At 63.9% G+C, this 17,113-nt stretch carries 15 protein-coding genes; 5 read left to right on the top strand and 10 right to left on the bottom strand.

All coding sequences use genetic code 11. From position 1 onward, the window contains the following. The first annotated feature begins 82 nt into the window (after nt 1–82). The gene (locus UB31_RS22415) at nt 83–1,270 is read left to right on the top strand and encodes a pyridoxal-phosphate-dependent aminotransferase family protein (protein ID WP_045012437.1); all 1,188 of its coding nucleotides are present in this window, start codon (nt 83–85) and stop codon (nt 1,268–1,270) included. An 82-nt stretch (nt 1,271–1,352) separates the two neighbouring features. Here UB31_RS22415 and UB31_RS22410 read toward each other — a convergent pair whose 3' ends face one another. Both UB31_RS22410 and UB31_RS22405 read right to left on the bottom strand, forming a co-directional pair. Next, entirely contained in the window at nt 1,353–2,465 is a 1,113-nt protein-coding gene (locus tag UB31_RS22410; RefSeq protein WP_045012436.1) for a hypothetical protein, read from the bottom strand. Beyond that, entirely contained in the window at nt 2,465–3,901 is a 1,437-nt protein-coding gene (locus tag UB31_RS22405) for an MBOAT family O-acyltransferase (protein ID WP_045012435.1), read from the bottom strand. The genes UB31_RS22410 and UB31_RS22405 overlap by 1 nt, the downstream gene beginning before the upstream one ends. A gap of 194 nt (nt 3,902–4,095) precedes the next feature. Between UB31_RS22405 and UB31_RS22400 the strand changes: the two genes are divergently transcribed. Continuing rightward, nucleotides 4,096–6,195, top strand: coding sequence for a S9 family peptidase (locus UB31_RS22400; protein ID WP_045012434.1), 2,100 nt, complete (start codon nt 4,096–4,098; stop codon nt 6,193–6,195). A 135-nt stretch (nt 6,196–6,330) separates the two neighbouring features. Here UB31_RS22400 and UB31_RS22395 read toward each other — a convergent pair whose 3' ends face one another. Both UB31_RS22395 and araD read right to left on the bottom strand, forming a co-directional pair. After that, nucleotides 6,331–7,050, bottom strand: coding sequence for a ribonuclease activity regulator RraA (locus UB31_RS22395; protein ID WP_045012433.1), 720 nt, complete (start codon nt 7,048–7,050; stop codon nt 6,331–6,333). Nucleotides 7,051–7,061: 11 nt separating this feature from the next. Then, nucleotides 7,062–8,801, bottom strand: coding sequence for an L-arabinonate dehydratase (gene araD, locus UB31_RS22390; protein ID WP_045012432.1), 1,740 nt, complete (start codon nt 8,799–8,801; stop codon nt 7,062–7,064). Nucleotides 8,802–9,062: 261 nt separating this feature from the next. Here araD and UB31_RS22385 point away from each other — a divergent pair, with 261 nt between their 5' ends. Together UB31_RS22385 and UB31_RS22380 are read left to right on the top strand one after the other, a co-directional pair. Further along, nucleotides 9,063–9,491 carry a response regulator gene (locus tag UB31_RS22385; protein WP_045012452.1) on the top strand — a complete coding sequence of 143 codons (429 nt, stop codon included), beginning with the start codon at nt 9,063–9,065 and terminating at the stop codon, nt 9,489–9,491. A 67-nt stretch (nt 9,492–9,558) separates the two neighbouring features. Beyond that, nucleotides 9,559–13,074, top strand: a complete 3,516-nt coding sequence (locus UB31_RS22380; RefSeq protein ID WP_045012431.1) for a PAS domain S-box protein — start codon at nt 9,559–9,561, stop codon at nt 13,072–13,074. A gap of 92 nt (nt 13,075–13,166) precedes the next feature. Here UB31_RS22380 and UB31_RS22375 read toward each other — a convergent pair whose 3' ends face one another. Next, the gene (locus UB31_RS22375; protein ID WP_045005060.1) at nt 13,167–13,802 is read right to left on the bottom strand and encodes a response regulator transcription factor; all 636 of its coding nucleotides are present in this window, start codon (nt 13,800–13,802) and stop codon (nt 13,167–13,169) included. Between the two features lie 272 nt (nt 13,803–14,074). Here UB31_RS22375 and UB31_RS42620 point away from each other — a divergent pair, with 272 nt between their 5' ends. Further along, on the top strand, nt 14,075–14,290 hold the full coding sequence (locus UB31_RS42620) for a hypothetical protein (protein ID WP_245306045.1): 216 nt from the start codon (nt 14,075–14,077) through the stop codon (nt 14,288–14,290). Nucleotides 14,291–14,310: 20 nt separating this feature from the next. On the opposite strand, the gene UB31_RS22365 is transcribed toward UB31_RS42620, so the two are convergent. The 5 genes from UB31_RS22365 to UB31_RS22345 all read right to left on the bottom strand — a co-directional run bounded on the left by UB31_RS22365 (nt 14,311) and on the right by UB31_RS22345 (nt 17,100). After that, nucleotides 14,311–14,814 (bottom strand): response regulator, encoded by a 504-nt coding sequence (locus UB31_RS22365; RefSeq protein WP_045005058.1) that lies wholly within the window; start codon nt 14,812–14,814, stop codon nt 14,311–14,313. Between the two features lie 139 nt (nt 14,815–14,953). Beyond that, nucleotides 14,954–15,268, bottom strand: coding sequence for a hypothetical protein (locus tag UB31_RS22360; RefSeq protein ID WP_045005057.1), 315 nt, complete (start codon nt 15,266–15,268; stop codon nt 14,954–14,956). 2 nt (nt 15,269–15,270) lie between these two features. Next, nucleotides 15,271–16,146 carry a CheR family methyltransferase gene (locus UB31_RS22355; RefSeq protein WP_045005055.1) on the bottom strand — a complete coding sequence of 292 codons (876 nt, stop codon included), beginning with the start codon at nt 16,144–16,146 and terminating at the stop codon, nt 15,271–15,273. Nucleotides 16,147–16,207: 61 nt separating this feature from the next. After that, nucleotides 16,208–16,594 (bottom strand): response regulator, encoded by a 387-nt coding sequence (locus UB31_RS22350; RefSeq protein ID WP_027577509.1) that lies wholly within the window; start codon nt 16,592–16,594, stop codon nt 16,208–16,210. Nucleotides 16,595–16,626: 32 nt separating this feature from the next. Then, on the bottom strand, nt 16,627–17,100 hold the full coding sequence (locus UB31_RS22345) for a chemotaxis protein CheW (RefSeq protein WP_045005052.1): 474 nt from the start codon (nt 17,098–17,100) through the stop codon (nt 16,627–16,629). Between the last annotated feature and the right edge of the window lie 13 nt (nt 17,101–17,113).

The raw sequence follows: 17,113 nt of genomic DNA, 5'->3' as shown, positions 1-17,113 counted from the left end.
GCTTTTCTTGAGCTGCTGCGGCGCGTAAAAGCCTAGTTCGATGACCCTCCAGACCGTCTTCACGACATAAGGACAAACGAAAATGACCGTTCGCGCGGGCCGGGAATTTCTGGCCATCCCCGGGCCCACCACGATGCCCGACGCGGTGCTGCAAGCGATGCATCGTCCGGCGATCGACATCTACTCCAAGCAGATGACCGATCTGACCGACAGCCTGCTCCGCGACATCTCGAACCTGTTTGCGACCAAGGGCAAATCCTACATCTACATCGCCAATGGCCACGGCGCCTGGGAAGCCGCGCTGAGCAACGTGCTGTCGCGCGGCGACAAGGTGCTGGTGCTCGAGAGCGGACGCTTCGCGATCGGCTGGGGCCATGCGGCTTCGCTGATGGGCGCCGAGGTCGAGGTGCTCAAGGGCGACTGGCGCCGCGCAGTGCGGCCGCACGAGGTCGAGGAGCGCCTGCGCCGCGACAAGGAGCACACCATCAAGGCCGTCGTCGTCGTCCAGATCGATACGGCGTCCGGCGTGCAGAACGACATCGAGGCGATCGGCAAGGCGATCAAGGCGAGCGGCCACCCTGCCTTGTACATGGTCGACACCGTCGCCTCGCTCGGCTGCATGCCGTTCGAGATGGACAAATGGAATATCGACGTCGCGATGTCCGGCTCGCAGAAGGGCCTGATGACGCCGCCCGGCCTCGGCTTCGTCGCCGCCAACGCGCGCGCGCTCGAGGCGCACAAGAAGGCGAATATGAGCACGCCCTATTGGAGCTGGAGCGAGCGCGAGGGCGCCGAGCATTATCGCAAATATGCCGGCACCGCGCCGGTGCATCTGCTGTTCGCGCTGCGCCAGGCGATCGACCTGATTCACGAGGAAGGCCTGGAGAACGCGTTCCGCCGCCACGCCCTGCTCGGCGAGGCCACGCGCCGCGCGGTTGGCGCATGGTCGGAAGGCCAGGTGCTCGGCTTCAATGTTGCTGAAGCGAGCGAACGTTCCAACACCGTGACCACCGTGACCATGAGCAACGGCCATGATCCGGCGGTGCTGCAACGCTATTGCAAGGAGAAATGCGGCGTCGTGCTCGGCAACGGCATCGGCGACCTCACCGGCCAGGCCTTCCGCATCGCCCATATGGGCCATGTCAACGCGCCGATGCTGCTCGGCACGTTGGGGGTGATCGAGGTCGGCCTCAACGCGCTGAAGATCCCGCACGGCAAGGGCGGGCTGGAAGCGGCGGTTGCGTATCTCGGCGAAGAGGTGACGGCGTAGGCGCGAGGCTAGTAGCCCGGGTGAGCGAAGCGACACCCGGGATTCTCGCGCGAAGTCCCGCATATCGCTTCGCTCATGCGGGCTACGGCAGCTGCGGTATCCGATACGCCTCGACCTGTACCTTCAGTTCGTCCAGTGATGCCGTCGGCTTGTTGGGATCGACCCGATACTCCCCGCCCGCCAGCCACTTCAGCACCATCGCGTCGACCGCCGGCGAATGGTGGATGACGTCGCTGTAATTGTTGAGGTCGTGCGTGATCTCTTTGATCGCGCGGAAATCGGACAGGCGCACGTTGGGAAGCTGTGTCAGGCGTTGCGCAATACGAGCCGTGAGATCGGTGACGATCTTCAGCGTCGCCGGCGATGCATCGCGCATCGCGACGAATTGCAGGATCGAATAGGGCGGAAGGTAGATGTCGAACGTCACGTCCGGATGGCGCGTGATCAGGCCGACCGCATCGCGCTCGAAATGACGCACCATGGCGTCATAGAGGTAGCCTTCTCCAAGGAAGCGGCTGCGCACGGGACTGGTGATATAGGCGAAGGCGGCAAGCGTCCTCTCCGCATTATAAGTGCCCGCCAGGTCGAAATCCCGTGGCAGCGCGTAGATGTCGTCGACGTCGGACAGCGCAAATTTGACGGGGAGAAAAGGCGCCGCCCGGGTCAGCGGCTCCCGCAGCGGCGGAATCGACCGCAGCACTGCGAACAGCGATTCCTTGGCCATCGCGGCGCTGAACAGATAGGACGCGATGCCCCTGTTCGTCCTGCGATAGAGATCGACCGACAGATAGGGATCAGCCTCGATGTCGGCCGCGTCGACGAAGCTGAAATCGTCCATCGCCCAGATCACGCGCCGGGCGCCGCGCTCGATCGCCTGCTCGAGCACGAAGGTCTGCTGGCGCGAATTGGATCCGGTCATCGCCAGCTTGAGCGAATGCACGTCGAGCGCACGGTCGATATCGCTCTGGCGAAAATGAATCGCGAGCGAGGTGCCCATGAAGGCGGTGTCGAACGACTGGCTGCGGATCAGCCCGGCATTCTGCATGCGCGTGTCGTCGGAATAGACGGCCGAAACGAGGTGCGACGGCCGGAACAGTTGCAGCGGATCGACGACGAAAATCAGCGCAGCCGCGCCCAGCATGCAAGCCGCGCTGGCGAGGATAAAACGCTTCAAACTGGTGAAGGTGCTTCGCATCAGAACCGGAAATAGATGAATTCGCTGTGGCTCTGGATGCCGAGAATCCCGAACGCAAGCAGCAGCGACGCGCCATAGAGGAACAGCGGCCGGATTCGCCCGACCCTCAAGCGCTCGCCGACCCGGCGATTGCCGTGATCGTAGCCCATGATCGCTTGTGTGTTCGGCGCCAGCCACACCAGCGCGGCATAGACGCAGACCAACACCAGTGCCGCGATCTCCTCGCGGCCGAAGACGGTACTGGTGGGATCAGCCATGGCCCTGATGATCAACAAGGCCCAATCGACCCGCTCGGCACGGAAGAACACCCAGGCGACGACGACGGCAAGGAAGGTCAGCACCGCCCCCGCTATGCGGCTAGGGCGGGCAAGAGGCGACGGCATGTTCGGCACCAGCGCATTGAAGACGTGGTTGATGCAGAGATAGGCGCCATGCAGCGCGCCCCACACCACGAAGGTCCAGGCCGCACCGTGCCAGAGCCCGCCGAGCAGCATCGTGATCATCAGATTGACATAGCGCAGCACGCGGCCGTGGCGGTTACCGCCGAGCGGGACGTAAAGATAGTCGCGCAGGAATTGCGACAACGTCATGTGCCAGCGGCGCCAGAATTCGACGATGCTCGCGGCCTTGTACGGCGAGTTGAAGTTTACCGGTAAGAAGATGCCGAACATCAGGGACATGCCGATGGCCATGTCGGAATAGCCGGAGAAGTCGAAATAGAGCTGGAACGTGTAGGCGAGCGCACCGAGCCACGCCTGGTCGAAGCTCGGCGATCGCGCCTCGAACGCGAGCGCGACCAGAGGCTGGATGCCGTCGGCGAGGCACGTCTTCTTGAACAGGCCGATCGCAAATATGATGATTCCGCACAGGATCAGATGCGGATCCGGATGCTTGGTTTCCTCCCGCTGAAATTGCGGAATCATGTCCTTGTGATGCAGGATCGGTCCCGCGATCAGATGCGGGAAATAGGTCACGAACAGCGCATAATGCGGCAGTGCGTAGGCCGCGACCTGGCCGCGATAGGCGTCGACCAGGAACGCGGTCTGAGTGAAGGTGTAAAAGGAGATCCCGACCGGGAGCAGAATGTCGACCGCGAAATGCGTGTCGAGCATCGCATTGAGATTGTCGGCGGCGAACCCGGCATATTTGAAGATGCCGAGCACGAGGAGATCGCCGGCGACGCCAAGAGCGAGTGCAGCGCGGCGCCGCGTTGGGGCGAGCTTCGCCACAATGAGGAGATGACCGACGCCATAGTTGAAGGCGATCGACAGCAGTAGCAGGGCTACGAACTGCCAATTGCCGATGGCGTAGAAGGCGAGCGAGGCCAGCGCCAGCCAGATCACCGGGGTCAGATTGCTGCGTCGCCCCAGCCAGAAATAGCCGGCCAGCACGACCGGCAGGAACAGCAGGATGAACGGATAGGAGTTGAACAGCATCAGGCTGGACCGGTGGCGGGGCCATGGCTCCTAAAGGACTTGGCTCCTAAAGCATACAAGGGAGCGGTCAACAACCCGGCGACTTGGCGCAGTTCCTTGGCGCAGTTCCTTGGCACAGTCCCTGGCGCAGCGGCGCTGGCAATTCGCGGAATCGGGACGATATAAGGTGGAATACGCATCTGAATGAGGATCGAGTGACACAAGCCAAACAGCCATCCCAGCCCCCCGTCGCCCCTCGCCGGCCGCACGCCTTCACCCGGCACGGCATCACCGTTGCCGACGACTATGCCTGGCTGAAGGACGCGAAATGGCAGGAGGTGCTGCGCGACCCCGCGGTGCTTGATCCCGACATCCGCAAATATCTCGACGAAGAGAATGTCTACACCGAGAGCCTGCTCGGCCACACCGGGCCCTTGCAGAAGACGCTGGTGCGCGAGATGCGCTCCCGGATCAAGGAGGACGATTCCAGCGTGCCGTCGCCGGACGGGTCGTTCGCTTACTTCCGCAAATTCCGCGAGGGCGGACAGCATGAGCTGTTCGGCCGCATGCCGCGCGACGGCGGCGAGAGCGACATCGTGCTCGACGGCGATGCGCTCGCCAAGGACCACGTCTATTTCAAGTTCGGCGGCAGCCGCCACTCGCCCGATCACAAGCTGCAGGCCTGGAGCGCCGACACCAAGGGCTCCGAATATTTTTCGATCCGCGTGCGCGACTGGGCGACGGGAAAGGATTTTGACGACATCGTCGAGGAGACCGACGGCGGCATCGTCTGGAGTCAGGATGCCAAGAGCTTCTTCTATGTGAAGCTCGACGACAATCACCGGCCGATGCAGGTGTGGCGGCACCGGCTCGGCACCAAGCAGGCCGACGACACGCTCGTTTATGAAGAGCAGGATTCAGGCTGGTTCACGCATTTGCATGAGAGCACCAGCGGCCGCTTCTGCGTCATCGCTGGCGGTGATCACGAAACATCCGAGCAGCGGCTGATCGACCTCGCCCATCCCGATGCACCGCCGCGCCTGGTCGCAGAGCGCAAGGACGGCGTGCAATATTCGCTCGCCGATCGCGGCGATGAGCTGTTCATCCTGACCAATGCCGACAACGCGGTCGACTTCAAGATCGTCACCGCGCCGCTCGCCTCACCCGAGCGCAAGAACTGGCGCGATTTGATCCCCTATCGTCCCGGCATCTACATCATCGATCTCGATCTCTATGCCGGCCATCTGGTGCGGTTGGAGCGCGCCAATGCGCTGCCGGGGATCGTGATCCGCGATCTCACCTCGAACGAAGAGCACGCCATCGCGTTTGATGAGGCCGCCTACTCGCTGGACACGATGGGCTCCTACGAGTTCGAGACGACGAATTTGCGCTTCGCCTATTCGTCGATGACGACGCCGTCGGAGGTCTATGATTACGACATGGCGAAGCGCACGCGCGTGCTTCGCAAGCGCCAGGAGATTCCGTCCGGCCACAATGCTGCCGATTACGTCACCACCCGCATCATGGCGAAGGCGCAGGATGGCGCCGAGGTGCCGGTGTCGATCCTCTATCGCCGCGGATTGAAGCTCGACGGCGCGGCGCCGCTGCTGCTTTACGGTTACGGCTCCTACGGCATGGCGATGCCGGCCTCCTTCAACGCCAACCGGCTGTCGCTGGTCGATCGCGGCTTCGTCTACGCCATCGCTCATATCCGCGGCGGCGCCGACAAGGGGTGGGGCTGGTATCTCGACGGCAAGCGCGAGAAGAAGACCAATTCGTTCGACGATTTTTCCGCCAGCGCCCGTGCACTGATCGCAGCGAAATACACCAGCGCAAAGCGCATCATCGGCCACGGTGGCTCGGCCGGCGGCATGCTGATGGGCGCGGTCGCAAACCGCGCCGGCGAATTGTTCGCCGGCATCGTTGCCGAGGTGCCGTTCGTCGACGTGCTCAACACCATGCTCGACGACACGTTGCCGCTGACGCCGCCGGAATGGCCGGAATGGGGCAACCCGATCGAGAGCGAAAAGGATTTTCGCACCATCCTGTCCTACTCGCCCTACGACAATGTCGCGGCCAAGGACTATCCGGCAATTTTGGCGATGGGCGGATTGACCGATCCGCGCGTCACCTATTGGGAGCCCGCCAAATGGATCGCACGGCTGCGCGCCACCATGAGCGGCGGCGGCCCGGTGTTACTGCGCACCAACATGGGCGCCGGCCATGGCGGCGCCTCGGGGCGCTTCAACCGGCTGGACGAGGTCGCGATCGTGTATGCGTTCGCGCTATGGGCGGTGGGAATGGCGGAGGCGTAGATTCGTAGCCCGGATGGAGCGAAGCGAAATCCGGGATTCGTGCATCCGGCAACACCGCCCCGGATTGCGCTGCGCTCCATCCGGGCTACGGGTTTCGACGTCCTGGCGAAAGCCAGGACGATAATGGTGTGAGAACTACCTTCCGTTCTTCTTCCGCCACGCCGCGAAGTCGGTCAGCGTCTGCGGATCGGTCGCAGGATAAAGGCCAAAGATGCCGCGGCCCTTGCCGACTTCCTCGGTGACGAAATCCTCGAACGCGGTCATCTCGAACGTTTCGTTGGCGATCTCGTCGGCGAGGTGCGCGGGGATCACGATGACGCCGTCGCTATCGCCGAGAATGATGTCGCCGGGAAACACCGGCGCATCGCCGCAGCCGATCGGGACGTTGATCTCGATCGCCTGGTGCAGCGTCAGATTGGTCGGCGCACTCGGGCGGTGATGGTACGCGGGGATGCCGAGTTTCGCGATCTCGACGGAATCGCGAAAACCGCCGTCGGTGACGACACCGGCGACACCGCGCTTCATCAACCGCGTCACCAGGATCGCGCCGGCGGAGGCCGCGCGCGCGTCCTTGCGGCTGTCCATCACCAGCACGCTGCCTGCCGGGCAGTCCTCGATCGCCTTGCGCTGCGGATGCGAGCGATCCCTAAAGACGTCGATGGTGTTGAGGTCCTCGCGCGCCGGCATGTAGCGCAGCGTGAAGGCCTCACCGACCATGGTCGGCTGGTCCGCGCCCAAGGGGTGCACATCCTGGATCATCTGGATGCGCAGGCCGCGCTTGAACAGCGCGGTGGCAACCGTGGCGGTGGAGACGGTCTTGAGTTTGTTGCGGGTGGCGTCAGAAAGTTTGGTCATGGGTGATCCTGTCAGTAAATCGACGGCTCGCCGATCGGCGCGCCGAAATCGGTCTCCAGGAAGTCGAAGTCGCAGCCGTCATTGGCCTGCTTGATGTGCTTTGTGAACATCCAGCCATAGCCGCGCTCGAAGCGGCGCTCGGGCTGCTTCCAGGCGGCGCGGCGCTTTGCGAGCTCAGCTTCCGGCACATCGAGATTGATGGTGCGCGCGGCGACGTCGAGGGTGATGCGGTCGCCGTTCTGCACCAGCGCCAGCGGGCCGCCGATGTAGGACTCCGGCGAAACATGCAGGATGCAGGCGCCGTAGCTGGTGCCGCTCATGCGCGCATCCGAGATGCGCACCATGTCGCGCACGCCCTGCTTCACGAGTTTTGTCGGGATCGGCAGCATGCCCCATTCGGGCATGCCCGGCCCGCCCTGCGGCCCGGCATTGCGCAGGATGAGGATGTGATCTTCGGTGACGTCGAGGTTGGGATCGTCGACCGCCTTCTTCATCGACGGATAATCGTCGAACACCAGCGCCGGGCCGGTGTGCTTGAGGAATTTCGGCGCGCAGGCGGAAGGCTTGATGACGCAGCCATCGGGCGCGAGATTGCCCTTGAGCACCGCGAGTGCGCCCTCCTTGTAGATGGGATTGTCGACCGAGCGGATCACGTCGTCATTGTGCACCTCGGCATGCGCGATATCTTCGCCGAGCGTCTTGCCGGTGACGGTGATGCAGTCGAGATGCAGATGCGGCTTGATCTGGCTCATCAGCGCCGGCAGACCGCCGGCATAGAAGAAGTCTTCCATCAAATAGGCATCGCCGCTCGGACGGACATTGGCGATGACCGGCACCTTGCGGCTCGCGATCTCGAAATCATCGAGCCCGATGTCCTGGCCGGCGCGGCGGGCCTGCGCGATCACATGGATGATCGCGTTGGTCGAACAGCCCATCGCCATCGCCACCGCGATCGCGTTTTCAAAGGCCTTGCGAGTCTGGATCGTCTTCGGCGTCAGATCTTCCCAGACCATCTCGACGATGCGGCGACCGCATTCGGAGGACATGCGGATGTGGTTGGCATCCGCGGCCGGAATCGAGGAGGCGCCCGGCAGCGTCATGCCGATCGCTTCGGCGATTGCGGTCATGGTCGAGGCCGTGCCCATGGTCATGCAGGTGCCGTAGCTGCGGGCGATGCCGGCTTCGATGTCGAGCCAGTCCTTCTCGGAAATTTTTCCGGCGCGCCGTTCGTCCCAATATTTCCAGCCGTCGGAGCCGGAGCCGAGCGTCTTGCCCTTCCAGTTGCCGCGCAACATCGGGCCGGCCGGCAGATAGATCGCCGGGATGTTCATCGAGGTGGCGCCGAGCAGCAGCGCCGGTGTGGTCTTGTCGCAGCCGCCCATCAGCACCACGCCGTCAACGGGATGGCTGCGCAGCAGCTCCTCGGCGTCCATCGCCAGCAGATTGCGATAAAGCATGGTGGTCGGCTTCAGCAGCGATTCCGACAGCGACAGCGCCGGCAATTCCAGCGGCAGGCCGCCCGCCATCAGGATGCCGCGCTTGACGTCGTCGACGCGCGATTTGAAATGCATGTGGCAGGGCTGCGCGTCCGACCAGGTATTGAGGATCGCGATGATCGGGCGGTCCTTCCACTCCTCCGGCGCGTAGCCCATCTGCATGGCGCGGGAGCGGTGGCCGAACGAGCGCAAATCATCGGGCGCAAACCAGCGCGCGCTGCGGAGCTGGTCGGGCGTCTTCTTCTTTCTGATCATAATCCTTGTCCGTCCGGAGAATCCGCCCTGCTCTTCTCACAGGCCCTCCACCCCTCGCAAGGCGCCGGGTGAGCGGCACGCGAGCCTCTGGTATGCACGCGGCTGTGCATACACCAGGTTGCATCGCAACATCCGGCCAAACGGGCCGGCACAAACCCGAAGTGCTTGCAGGCCGGGCGCAATCCGCGCAACAATTTCGCATTTGATGCTTTGATTTGCGGTCGGCGGGAAACGTCCCCGTCCGACCCGGAGGTTTTTGACGTGGCCAACATCCTGATCGTGGATGACGACCCGGCCGTCCAGCTCACGATCCGGCTGCTTCTGGAGCGGGCCGGCCATCAGGTGACGGTCGCCGGCGATGGCCACAAGGGGCTCGCTCTGTTCGCGGCGAGCCAATTCGACCTGCTGTTCCTCGACATCTTCATGCCCGGCATGGATGGACTGGAGACGATGCGCCGTGTCCGGGCGCTGAGACCTGCCATTCCGATCGTCGTCATTTCCGGCCGCTCGATCACGCCGGACGCCTATGCCGAGCCGGACTTCCTGAAGATGGCGACCAAGCTCGGGGCGGTGGCGAGCTTGCAGAAGCCATTCCGGGCCGACGCACTGCTTGCGGCTGTCGACGGCTGCCTGAAATCGGCGCAATCATTATCCGCGCCGCGGCCCGATGCCGGAGCCGACAGCCGATGACCGGGCGATCCATGGTGCGCCGTAACAGAACATTCGGGTCCATTCTCGACGCGGCGCGAAGGCCAACATGACCCTCGCAACCCGGCTGGCCATCGCAATGATTCTGCTGGTCGCGGTGACCGTGGCGGCGGTCGATTGGCTGGGCTATCGCAACATCACGCAAGCCGTCATTCCGCGCGTGCTGGAGCGGGTCGAAGCCCAGTCACGCCTGCTGGCGACCAATCTTGAATCCTACGTTGCCGGAGTTCGCGGCGATCTGATCGGCTATCGCTCCGCCGCGGCAATCAATGGTCTGATCCGCGCCCACGTCGGTGGAGGAACTGACGCTGTCGACGGCGTGTCAGAGCAAACTTGGCGCGAGCGCATCGCGACGCGGCTCGCGGCCGAGATCGAGGCCAAACCCAGCTACGGGCAGTTTCGAATCATCGGTCTTGACGACGATCAGCGCGAACTGGTCCGCGTCGATCGCTCCGGCCCGAACGGCGCAGCACGGATCGTCCCCGACAGCGAACTGGAGAGCAAGGGCGAGCGAACCTATTTTCACGAGACGATTCAACTGGCGCCGGGCGAGATTTATGTCTCTCCCATCGATCTCGCGACCCGTCAGGGGGGGACCGCAGATCTGCACATTCCGACTCTGCGGGTCGCAACGCCGCTGTTCGCGCCGGACGGCAAGCCGTTCGGTATCATCATCGCCAACATCGACATGCGTCCGGCTCTCGACCGCATCCGCTCGACGACGAGCTCGGCAGGAGAGATTTACGTCGTGAATTCGCACGGCGACTATCTGGTCAATCCCGATCGCGCGCGAGAATTCGGCTCGCTGCGTGGCCACCCGACCAACTGGCGCAGTGATTTTCCATTTTTTTCGAGCTTGGCCGGCACGTCGGCCGTATCCACGCAGATCATGACCGATCGGTCGGGCCGGCCGAGCGGTGCGGCGATTGCGCCGGCGCTGCTTGCTGGCAAGGAATGGGTCGCAATCCTTGTGATCGTTCCCCCGTCCGTCTTCGGCCGCGTGCCGGCCGCCATTCAAAAAACGTCCTTGCTCGTCGGCGTGCTTGCCGTCCTCGCCGCGGCTTTACTCGCAGTGCTCCTGGCGCGCTCATTGACCCGCCCGATCGGGCGCCTGACCGCGGCGGTGGAGGCGATCGGCAGCGGCCGGCCCGCCGACATCCCCGTCGATGCAAGCGGCGAGACGGGCGTGCTGGCGCGGGCTTTTGCCCAGATGGTCGAGGAGACGCGGGCGAAAACAGCTGCCCTCGAGCGCGAGGTCCGGGAGCATCGCCGCACCGAGGCCGCACGAAGCCACCACGAGGCGCGCGAGCGCTTGTTCAGCGCTGCTGTCGAATCGTCCGACGACGCAATCGTGATGCAGTCGCTCGATGCCGTCATTACGGGCTGGAATCCTGCCGCCGAACGCCTCTATGGCTATTCGGCGAATGAGGCGATCGGACAATCCACCGCGATCATTGTCCCGCCTGACCGCCGCGAGCAGGGCAAGGACTATCTGGCGCGGATCGCCCGGGGTGAGCCGATCGAACGGCTCGAGACGGTGCGCCTGCGCAGGGACGGCACGCCGGTCGAAATCTCGCTCAGCCTCTCGCCGATCAGGGGGCCGTCGGGCGAGATCATCGGCGCCTCCGGGAGCGCGCGCAGCCTCACCGAGGAGCGGCGCGCCGAGCGGGCGCTCCAGCAGCAGATCGAGGAGCGGCGGCAGCTCTTCGACACCTCGCAGGATCTGATCATGATCATGAACGCGCGGGGCCATATCGTGCAGATCAGCCCGAGCAGCGAGGCCATTCTGGGCTACCGGCCGGGCGAGATGATCGGCCGCAGCGGCGTCGATTTCATTCATCCCGACCATCTCGATCAATCCCGCGCGGAGATGCGCGCGCTGCGGCAGGGCGGGCATCCGAAGCTCGCCGACACCCGCTGCTTCCACAAGGATGGGCGCGAGGTCTGGCTCTCCTGGCTCGGCAATTGGTCGGATCAGGCCAAGCGCTTCTTCTTCGTCGGGCGCGACATGACCGAGGCACGGCTCGCAGACGAGTCCTTGCGGGAAAGCGAACTGCTCGCGCGCAACATCGTCGAGACCGCACTCGACGCCTTCGTCCAGACCGACGATCGCAGCACCATCCTGAACTGGAGCTCGCGGGCCGAGGAGCTGTTCGGCTGGCGGCGCGACGAGGCGCTCGGCAAGAATGCGGTCGACCTGATCGTCGCAGAGGGTGAGCGCGAGAGGGTCAAGGCCGGCCTCGCGCGTTTCCTCGAATCCGCGGACGGCCAGATGCTCAACCGCCGCCGCGAGCTCATGGTGCGTCGCCGCGACGGCAAGGAATTCAAGGCCGAGCTGAGCGTCACGGCGCTCAGGCGCCGCGAGGGCGTTCTGTTCAACGTCTTCTACCGCGACCTCACCGACAAGATCGCGTCCGAGGAGCGCATCCGTCATGCCGAGAAGATGGAAGCGGTCGGCCAGCTCACCGGCGGCGTGGCGCACGATTTCAACAACATCCTCACCGTCATCACCGGGACAATCGAGATCCTGGCGGACGCGGTGGCGAAAGAGCCGGAGCTTGCCGCGATCACCAAGATGATCGACGAGGCTGCCGGGCGCGGCGCCGAGCTGACCCAGCATCTGCTCGCGTTCGCGCGCAAGCAGCCGCTCCAGCCGCGCGAGATCGACATCAACTCGCTGATCATCGACACCGCAAAGCTGTTGCGGCCGACGCTCGGCGAGCAGATCCAGATCGAGTCCGTGTTCGAGGACGAGAGCTGCGTCGCGATCGTCGATCCCAACCAGCTCACCACGGCGATCCTCAACCTCGCGCTCAACGCGCGCGACGCCATGCCAGGAGGCGGCAAGCTGATCGTGGAGACCGGCGCCGCCTATCTCGACGAGATCTATGCCAGCGCCAATGACGTCCCGCCCGGACACTACGTGCTGATCGCCGTCAGCGACACCGGCTCGGGCATCGCCGCCAACATGCTGGCCAGGGTGTTCGATCCGTTCTTCACGTCGAAGGGACCAGGCAAGGGCACCGGGCTCGGGCTCTCCATGGTCTATGGCTTCATCAAGCAGTCCGCGGGCCACATCAAGATCTACAGCGAGGAGGGCCACGGCACCACGATCAAGATGTACCTGCCGCCGGGCAAGACGCCCACGGCGGTCAGCGAAGGCGTGACGCCGGCGTCGATCGAGGGCGGGCACGAGATCATTCTCGTGGTCGAGGACGACCGGCTGGTGCGCGACTACGTGCTGGCGCAACTGCATTCGCTGGGCTACGTCACCCTGCAAGCCGCCAACGCCGCAGAGGCGCTCGCGATCGTCGTCTCCGGACAGCCGTTCGACCTGCTGTTCACCGACGTGATCATGCCGGGCAAGATGAACGGACGGCAGCTCGCCGACGAGGTGCTGAAGACGCGCCCCGATCTCCGGGTGGTCTACACGTCCGGCTATACCGAGAATGCGATCATCCATCACGGCCGGCTGGATTCAGGCGTTCTGCTGCTGGCAAAGCCCTATCGCAAATCCGATCTCGCGCGGATCATCCGCAAGGCGCTGAGCGGACAGGCTCTGTAGCCCGGATGAGCGAAGCGACATCCGGGACTCTGCGGCAGCGTTCGCGGGTATCGCTTCGCTTACTCGGGCTACGACAACTCTACCGAAAAACGTTACGACGCGCGCTGGGCTGCGGTCATCACGATGCGGATCAGATCGGCGGCGTTGCGCGCGCCGAGCTTCTTCATGATGTTGGCGCGGTGATCCTCGATGGTGCGCGGGCTGATGCCGAGCGTGCGACCGGCTTCCTTGTTGGAGGCACCGGCGGCGAACTGTTCCAGCACCTCGCGCTCCCTGCGGGTCAGCGGCTCACGTCCGGGGAAATGCAGCGAACCAAACTTCGGCGACGCGTTCTCCGCCTGCCTGCGTGCATAAGCCCCGATCGCCTCGTCCAGCCGGCCGACGATCTCGCTGCCGCGGAACGGCTTCTCGATGAAGTCGAGTGCCCCGCTCTTGATGGCGCCCACCGCCATCGAGATATCGCCCTGCCCGGAGATCATGAAGATCGGTGCCGGATAGTCCTCACCGTGCAGTTCCCTGAGAATGTCGAGACCCGACTTTCCGGGAATGTGCACGTCGAGCAGAATCGCAGCCGGTGTGCGGTTTCGCGCGACAGAGAGCAGCGCTGCCCCATCCGCGAAACAGATCACCTCATAGCCCGCCCCCTTCAACACCATCGACAGGGTGTCGCGAACGGCAGGGTCGTCGTCGACCACGAAGATTTCACCACGAGAGGTTTGTTCGGCCATGTGCCAAATCCATTTGTGCCAATTCCTATTGGCATTAAGGAGACGCGTCCGCCCCAACCGTTATGGCGTTCGGCGCGGATTCGGCCCACCCGTATTTGTACGGGACATGGACTTAACGCACAAGTAGCGGCGGAGTGCCTTATTGCTGGGGACGGAGAATATCCATGCTAAATTTCGCTGGCACGCCCCTGCTCGTCGCGACGCCCGAAGCTGACAGCCGACAGTTGATCGCTGCCGATCTTCGCTCTCTGATCGCGCGAATCGAGACCAGCATGCGCCTGATCGACGCGGCCATGGAACAGGACGGCGACGGGAGCACTATGATTTCCGCCGACATTTTCGTGCTCGACGACGTCACGCCCCGTTATGCCACGGCGAGCGCCGCTCTCAACGCCTGTCGGGCGGGCCTTGGCCACGCCTGCAATGCTTGTCGGAAACCGGCAACCCGGCATAGATTGCGATCAGCGCGGCGGATCGTCCGCATCTGAACGCATGGCCGCTCCGCGCCTTACGCGCGGTGCCGTTCCACGATCGCGTCGGTGGCAACACCACCCCAGGTATGGATCGCCGGCAGGCCCATTGCCGTCTTGCCGAGATTGGCAAGGCTGATGCGGAGCGCCGCGAGATCCAGCGGCTTCGGCAGGCTCTGAAGCTCGATCCCGACAGAGCGGGCGAAGCTGCGGGCGGCGCTGCGGCGCTTGCCGTCCATGCCGCTGATCACGATCACAGAACCTGCGAATTTTGCCGCCGCCATCTCGCGCAGCACGTCGATGCCGTCGCCGTCCTCCAGCACGAGATCCAGCGTCACGCAGTCGAAGCGCGCGGCACGGAGCTTTTCGATCGCCTCCGCAACCGACGGCGCCACGGTTACTTCGTGGCCGGCCTGCTTGGCGGCGACCGTGATCAGGCTGCGTTGCGTGGCGTCGTCGTCGACCACCAGCAGCTGAAGCGCGCGCCGCTCGGCGGCGTCGGGCAGGTTGGACGTAACGGGGGAGAGAGAGCTTCTTGGCATTGCCTGACCCTGAGATTGAGACCGGCAATGGATACACCGAGCGCGCTTAGGCCACGTAAAGCCGCTGCGACAAATTCAGTCGGATGTTTTCAGCAAATGTGAAGCAATGTATCGGGAGCGGCGATGGCGGAGGCGCGGATCAGGCCACGGCGTCATGGCCGGCCGCGCCGCGCTTCTTCCGGTTCTTGCCGCGCAGGAACTGGATGTCCATCTCGGCGCCGTTGACGCGCACCAGCTCGCAGCGGCGGTAGGCAAGTCCAGTCGACGACAGCAGCAGGAAGAACTCCTTCAGATTCAAGCCCTGGATCGAACCTTCCACCGTGAGGATGGCGTCGGTGTCGGAGATCGCGTTCAGCTTGCAGTCGCGGCGCCAGGTGCCGTCGATCGCCATGATGCAGACATCATAGCCGCGGCTGAACGTCACCCGTTCCGCGCCTTTTCCATCCTCGGCCATGCTTATCGTCCTGCCATCACCGCGATGCGCGATGGCACCGCGCCGGCGACAGCTGGCTTGGCCGCACGCGGATCGTTCGGCTTGTAGAGGCCGCGGCGCTCCGGAAGCGGCTTGAACGTGTCGGTCAGGCCGACCACGGTTTCGGCCGCACCCAGCACCAGGAAGCCGTCACCCTCGATCTGGCGCGCCAGGCGGTTGAAGATGTTGATCTTGGTGTCCTGGTCGAAATAGATCAGCACGTTGCGGCAAAAGATGACGTCGAACGTGCCGAGCTGGGCGAAATCGTGCAGCAGGTTGAGCTGCCGGTGCTGGATCATCGCGCGCAGTTCGGGATTGACCTGCCAGGTCTCGCCGGTCTGCTTGAAATATTTCATCAGCATCTGGATCGGCAGGCCGCGCTGCACTTCGAACTGGCTGTAGATGCCGGCCTTGGCCTTCTCCAGCACCTCCTGCGACAGATCGGTCGCGATGATCTCGACGCGCCAGCCGGTGAGTGCTGCGCCCATCTCCTTCAGGCTCATCGCCAGCGAATAGGGCTCCTGCCCGGTCGAACCGGCGGCGCACCAGATGCGCACGCTGCGGCGGCCGGCACGGGCCTTGATGACCTCCGGCATGATGGTGTCGCGGAAATGATCGAACGGGACCTTGTCGCGGAAGAAGAAGGTCTCGTTGGTGGTCATGGCTTCGACCACGCTGGTGACGAGCGCGCTCGAGCCGCCTTGCAGCTTCTGCACGAGCTCGCCGATGCCGGAGAGATTGGCCTTGCGCGCCAGCGGCAGCAGGCGGCTTTCGATCAGATATTGCTTGTCTGCGGACAGGTCGAGACCAGAATGATCCCTCAGAAACTTGCGCAGATACTCATACTCGGTCGGGGTCACGGATAGCCTCTCGGAAGCTGTACTGGGAACACTCTGGCCAAAGGACTCGGGCCAGACACACTCAGACCATGGCTTGTCCGACCGGGATCAGGCCAACTTCAGCGAACTTGTCGGCGATAATGTCTTTGTCGAAGGGCTTCATGATGTACTCGTTGGCGCCGCCGCTGAGCGCCTGGGCGATGTGAGCCACGTTGTTCTCGGTGGTGCAGAACACCACCTTGGGCTGGTCGCCGCCGGGCAGGCGGCGCATGTGGCCCATGAACTCGAAGCCGTCCATGACGGGCATGTTCCAGTCGAGCAGCACCGCGTCGGGCAGCTTCCGCTGACAGATCTCGAGCGCTTTCGAGCCGTCCTCGGCTTCGGTGACTTCGAATTCCAGGCCTTCCAGGATCCGGCGTGCGATCTTGCGCACGACGCTGGAATCATCGACCACCAAACACGTCTTCATATTGGTTCTCCGGCTTCGATGTTTTTGTTAGCTCACGCAGCCATTTGCACTTCGGTTTTGAGTTCGAGCACGCGATCGACGTCGAGGACGACCATGAGCTGTCCGTCGAGGCGGTGGACACCGCCGGCGAGCTTGGCCATGCGGGGGTCGAGGTTGACGGGGTTTTCTTCCTTGCCGTCCTCGGACAGGCGCAGGACCTCGCCGATCTGGTCGATCAGCAGGCCATAGGATTCACCGCGGAGATCAACGCCGACCGCCATCGGCACCTTGCCGTCCTCGGGCTTGGGCAGGCCGAGCCGGGCGCGCATGTCGACCACGGTGACGATGCGGCCGCGCAGGTTCAACACGCCCGCGATCTCGCGCGAGGACAAGGGAACGCGGGTGACGCGTTCGGGCATGAACACGTCCTGGACCCGGGAGATCGGCAGGCCGAACAGCTGGCCACCGATCATCGCGGTGACGTATTCGACCATGGCGCCTTCGCCCGTCTGCATCTTCTTGCTCATCTTTGCGTCTCCT

Origin of the sequence: Bradyrhizobium sp. LTSP849 (assembly GCF_000938255.1) — a bacterium.
Lineage (GTDB): Bacteria > Pseudomonadota > Alphaproteobacteria > Rhizobiales > Xanthobacteraceae > Bradyrhizobium.
This window is presented reverse-complemented; position numbering and strand designations above follow the sequence as displayed.

Coding starts and splice junctions, on each gene's coding strand:
- UB31_RS22365 (WP_045005058.1), bottom strand. CDS start 14,814: ATGCCAAGAAGCTCTCTCTCCCCCGTTACGTCCAACCTGCCCGACGCC.
- araD (WP_045012432.1), bottom strand. CDS start 8,801: ATGATCAGAAAGAAGAAGACGCCCGACCAGCTCCGCAGCGCGCGCTGG.
- UB31_RS22405 (WP_045012435.1), bottom strand. CDS start 3,901: ATGCTGTTCAACTCCTATCCGTTCATCCTGCTGTTCCTGCCGGTCGTG.
- UB31_RS42620 (WP_245306045.1), top strand. CDS start 14,075: ATGCGCCTGATCGACGCGGCCATGGAACAGGACGGCGACGGGAGCACT.
- UB31_RS22395 (WP_045012433.1), bottom strand. CDS start 7,050: ATGACCAAACTTTCTGACGCCACCCGCAACAAACTCAAGACCGTCTCC.
- UB31_RS22410 (WP_045012436.1), bottom strand. CDS start 2,465: ATGCGAAGCACCTTCACCAGTTTGAAGCGTTTTATCCTCGCCAGCGCG.
- UB31_RS22380 (WP_045012431.1), top strand. CDS start 9,559: ATGACCCTCGCAACCCGGCTGGCCATCGCAATGATTCTGCTGGTCGCG.
- UB31_RS22345 (WP_045005052.1), bottom strand. CDS start 17,100: ATGAGCAAGAAGATGCAGACGGGCGAAGGCGCCATGGTCGAATACGTC.
- UB31_RS22415 (WP_045012437.1), top strand. CDS start 83: ATGACCGTTCGCGCGGGCCGGGAATTTCTGGCCATCCCCGGGCCCACC.
- UB31_RS22375 (WP_045005060.1), bottom strand. CDS start 13,802: ATGGCCGAACAAACCTCTCGTGGTGAAATCTTCGTGGTCGACGACGAC.
- UB31_RS22350 (WP_027577509.1), bottom strand. CDS start 16,594: ATGAAGACGTGTTTGGTGGTCGATGATTCCAGCGTCGTGCGCAAGATC.
- UB31_RS22360 (WP_045005057.1), bottom strand. CDS start 15,268: ATGGCCGAGGATGGAAAAGGCGCGGAACGGGTGACGTTCAGCCGCGGC.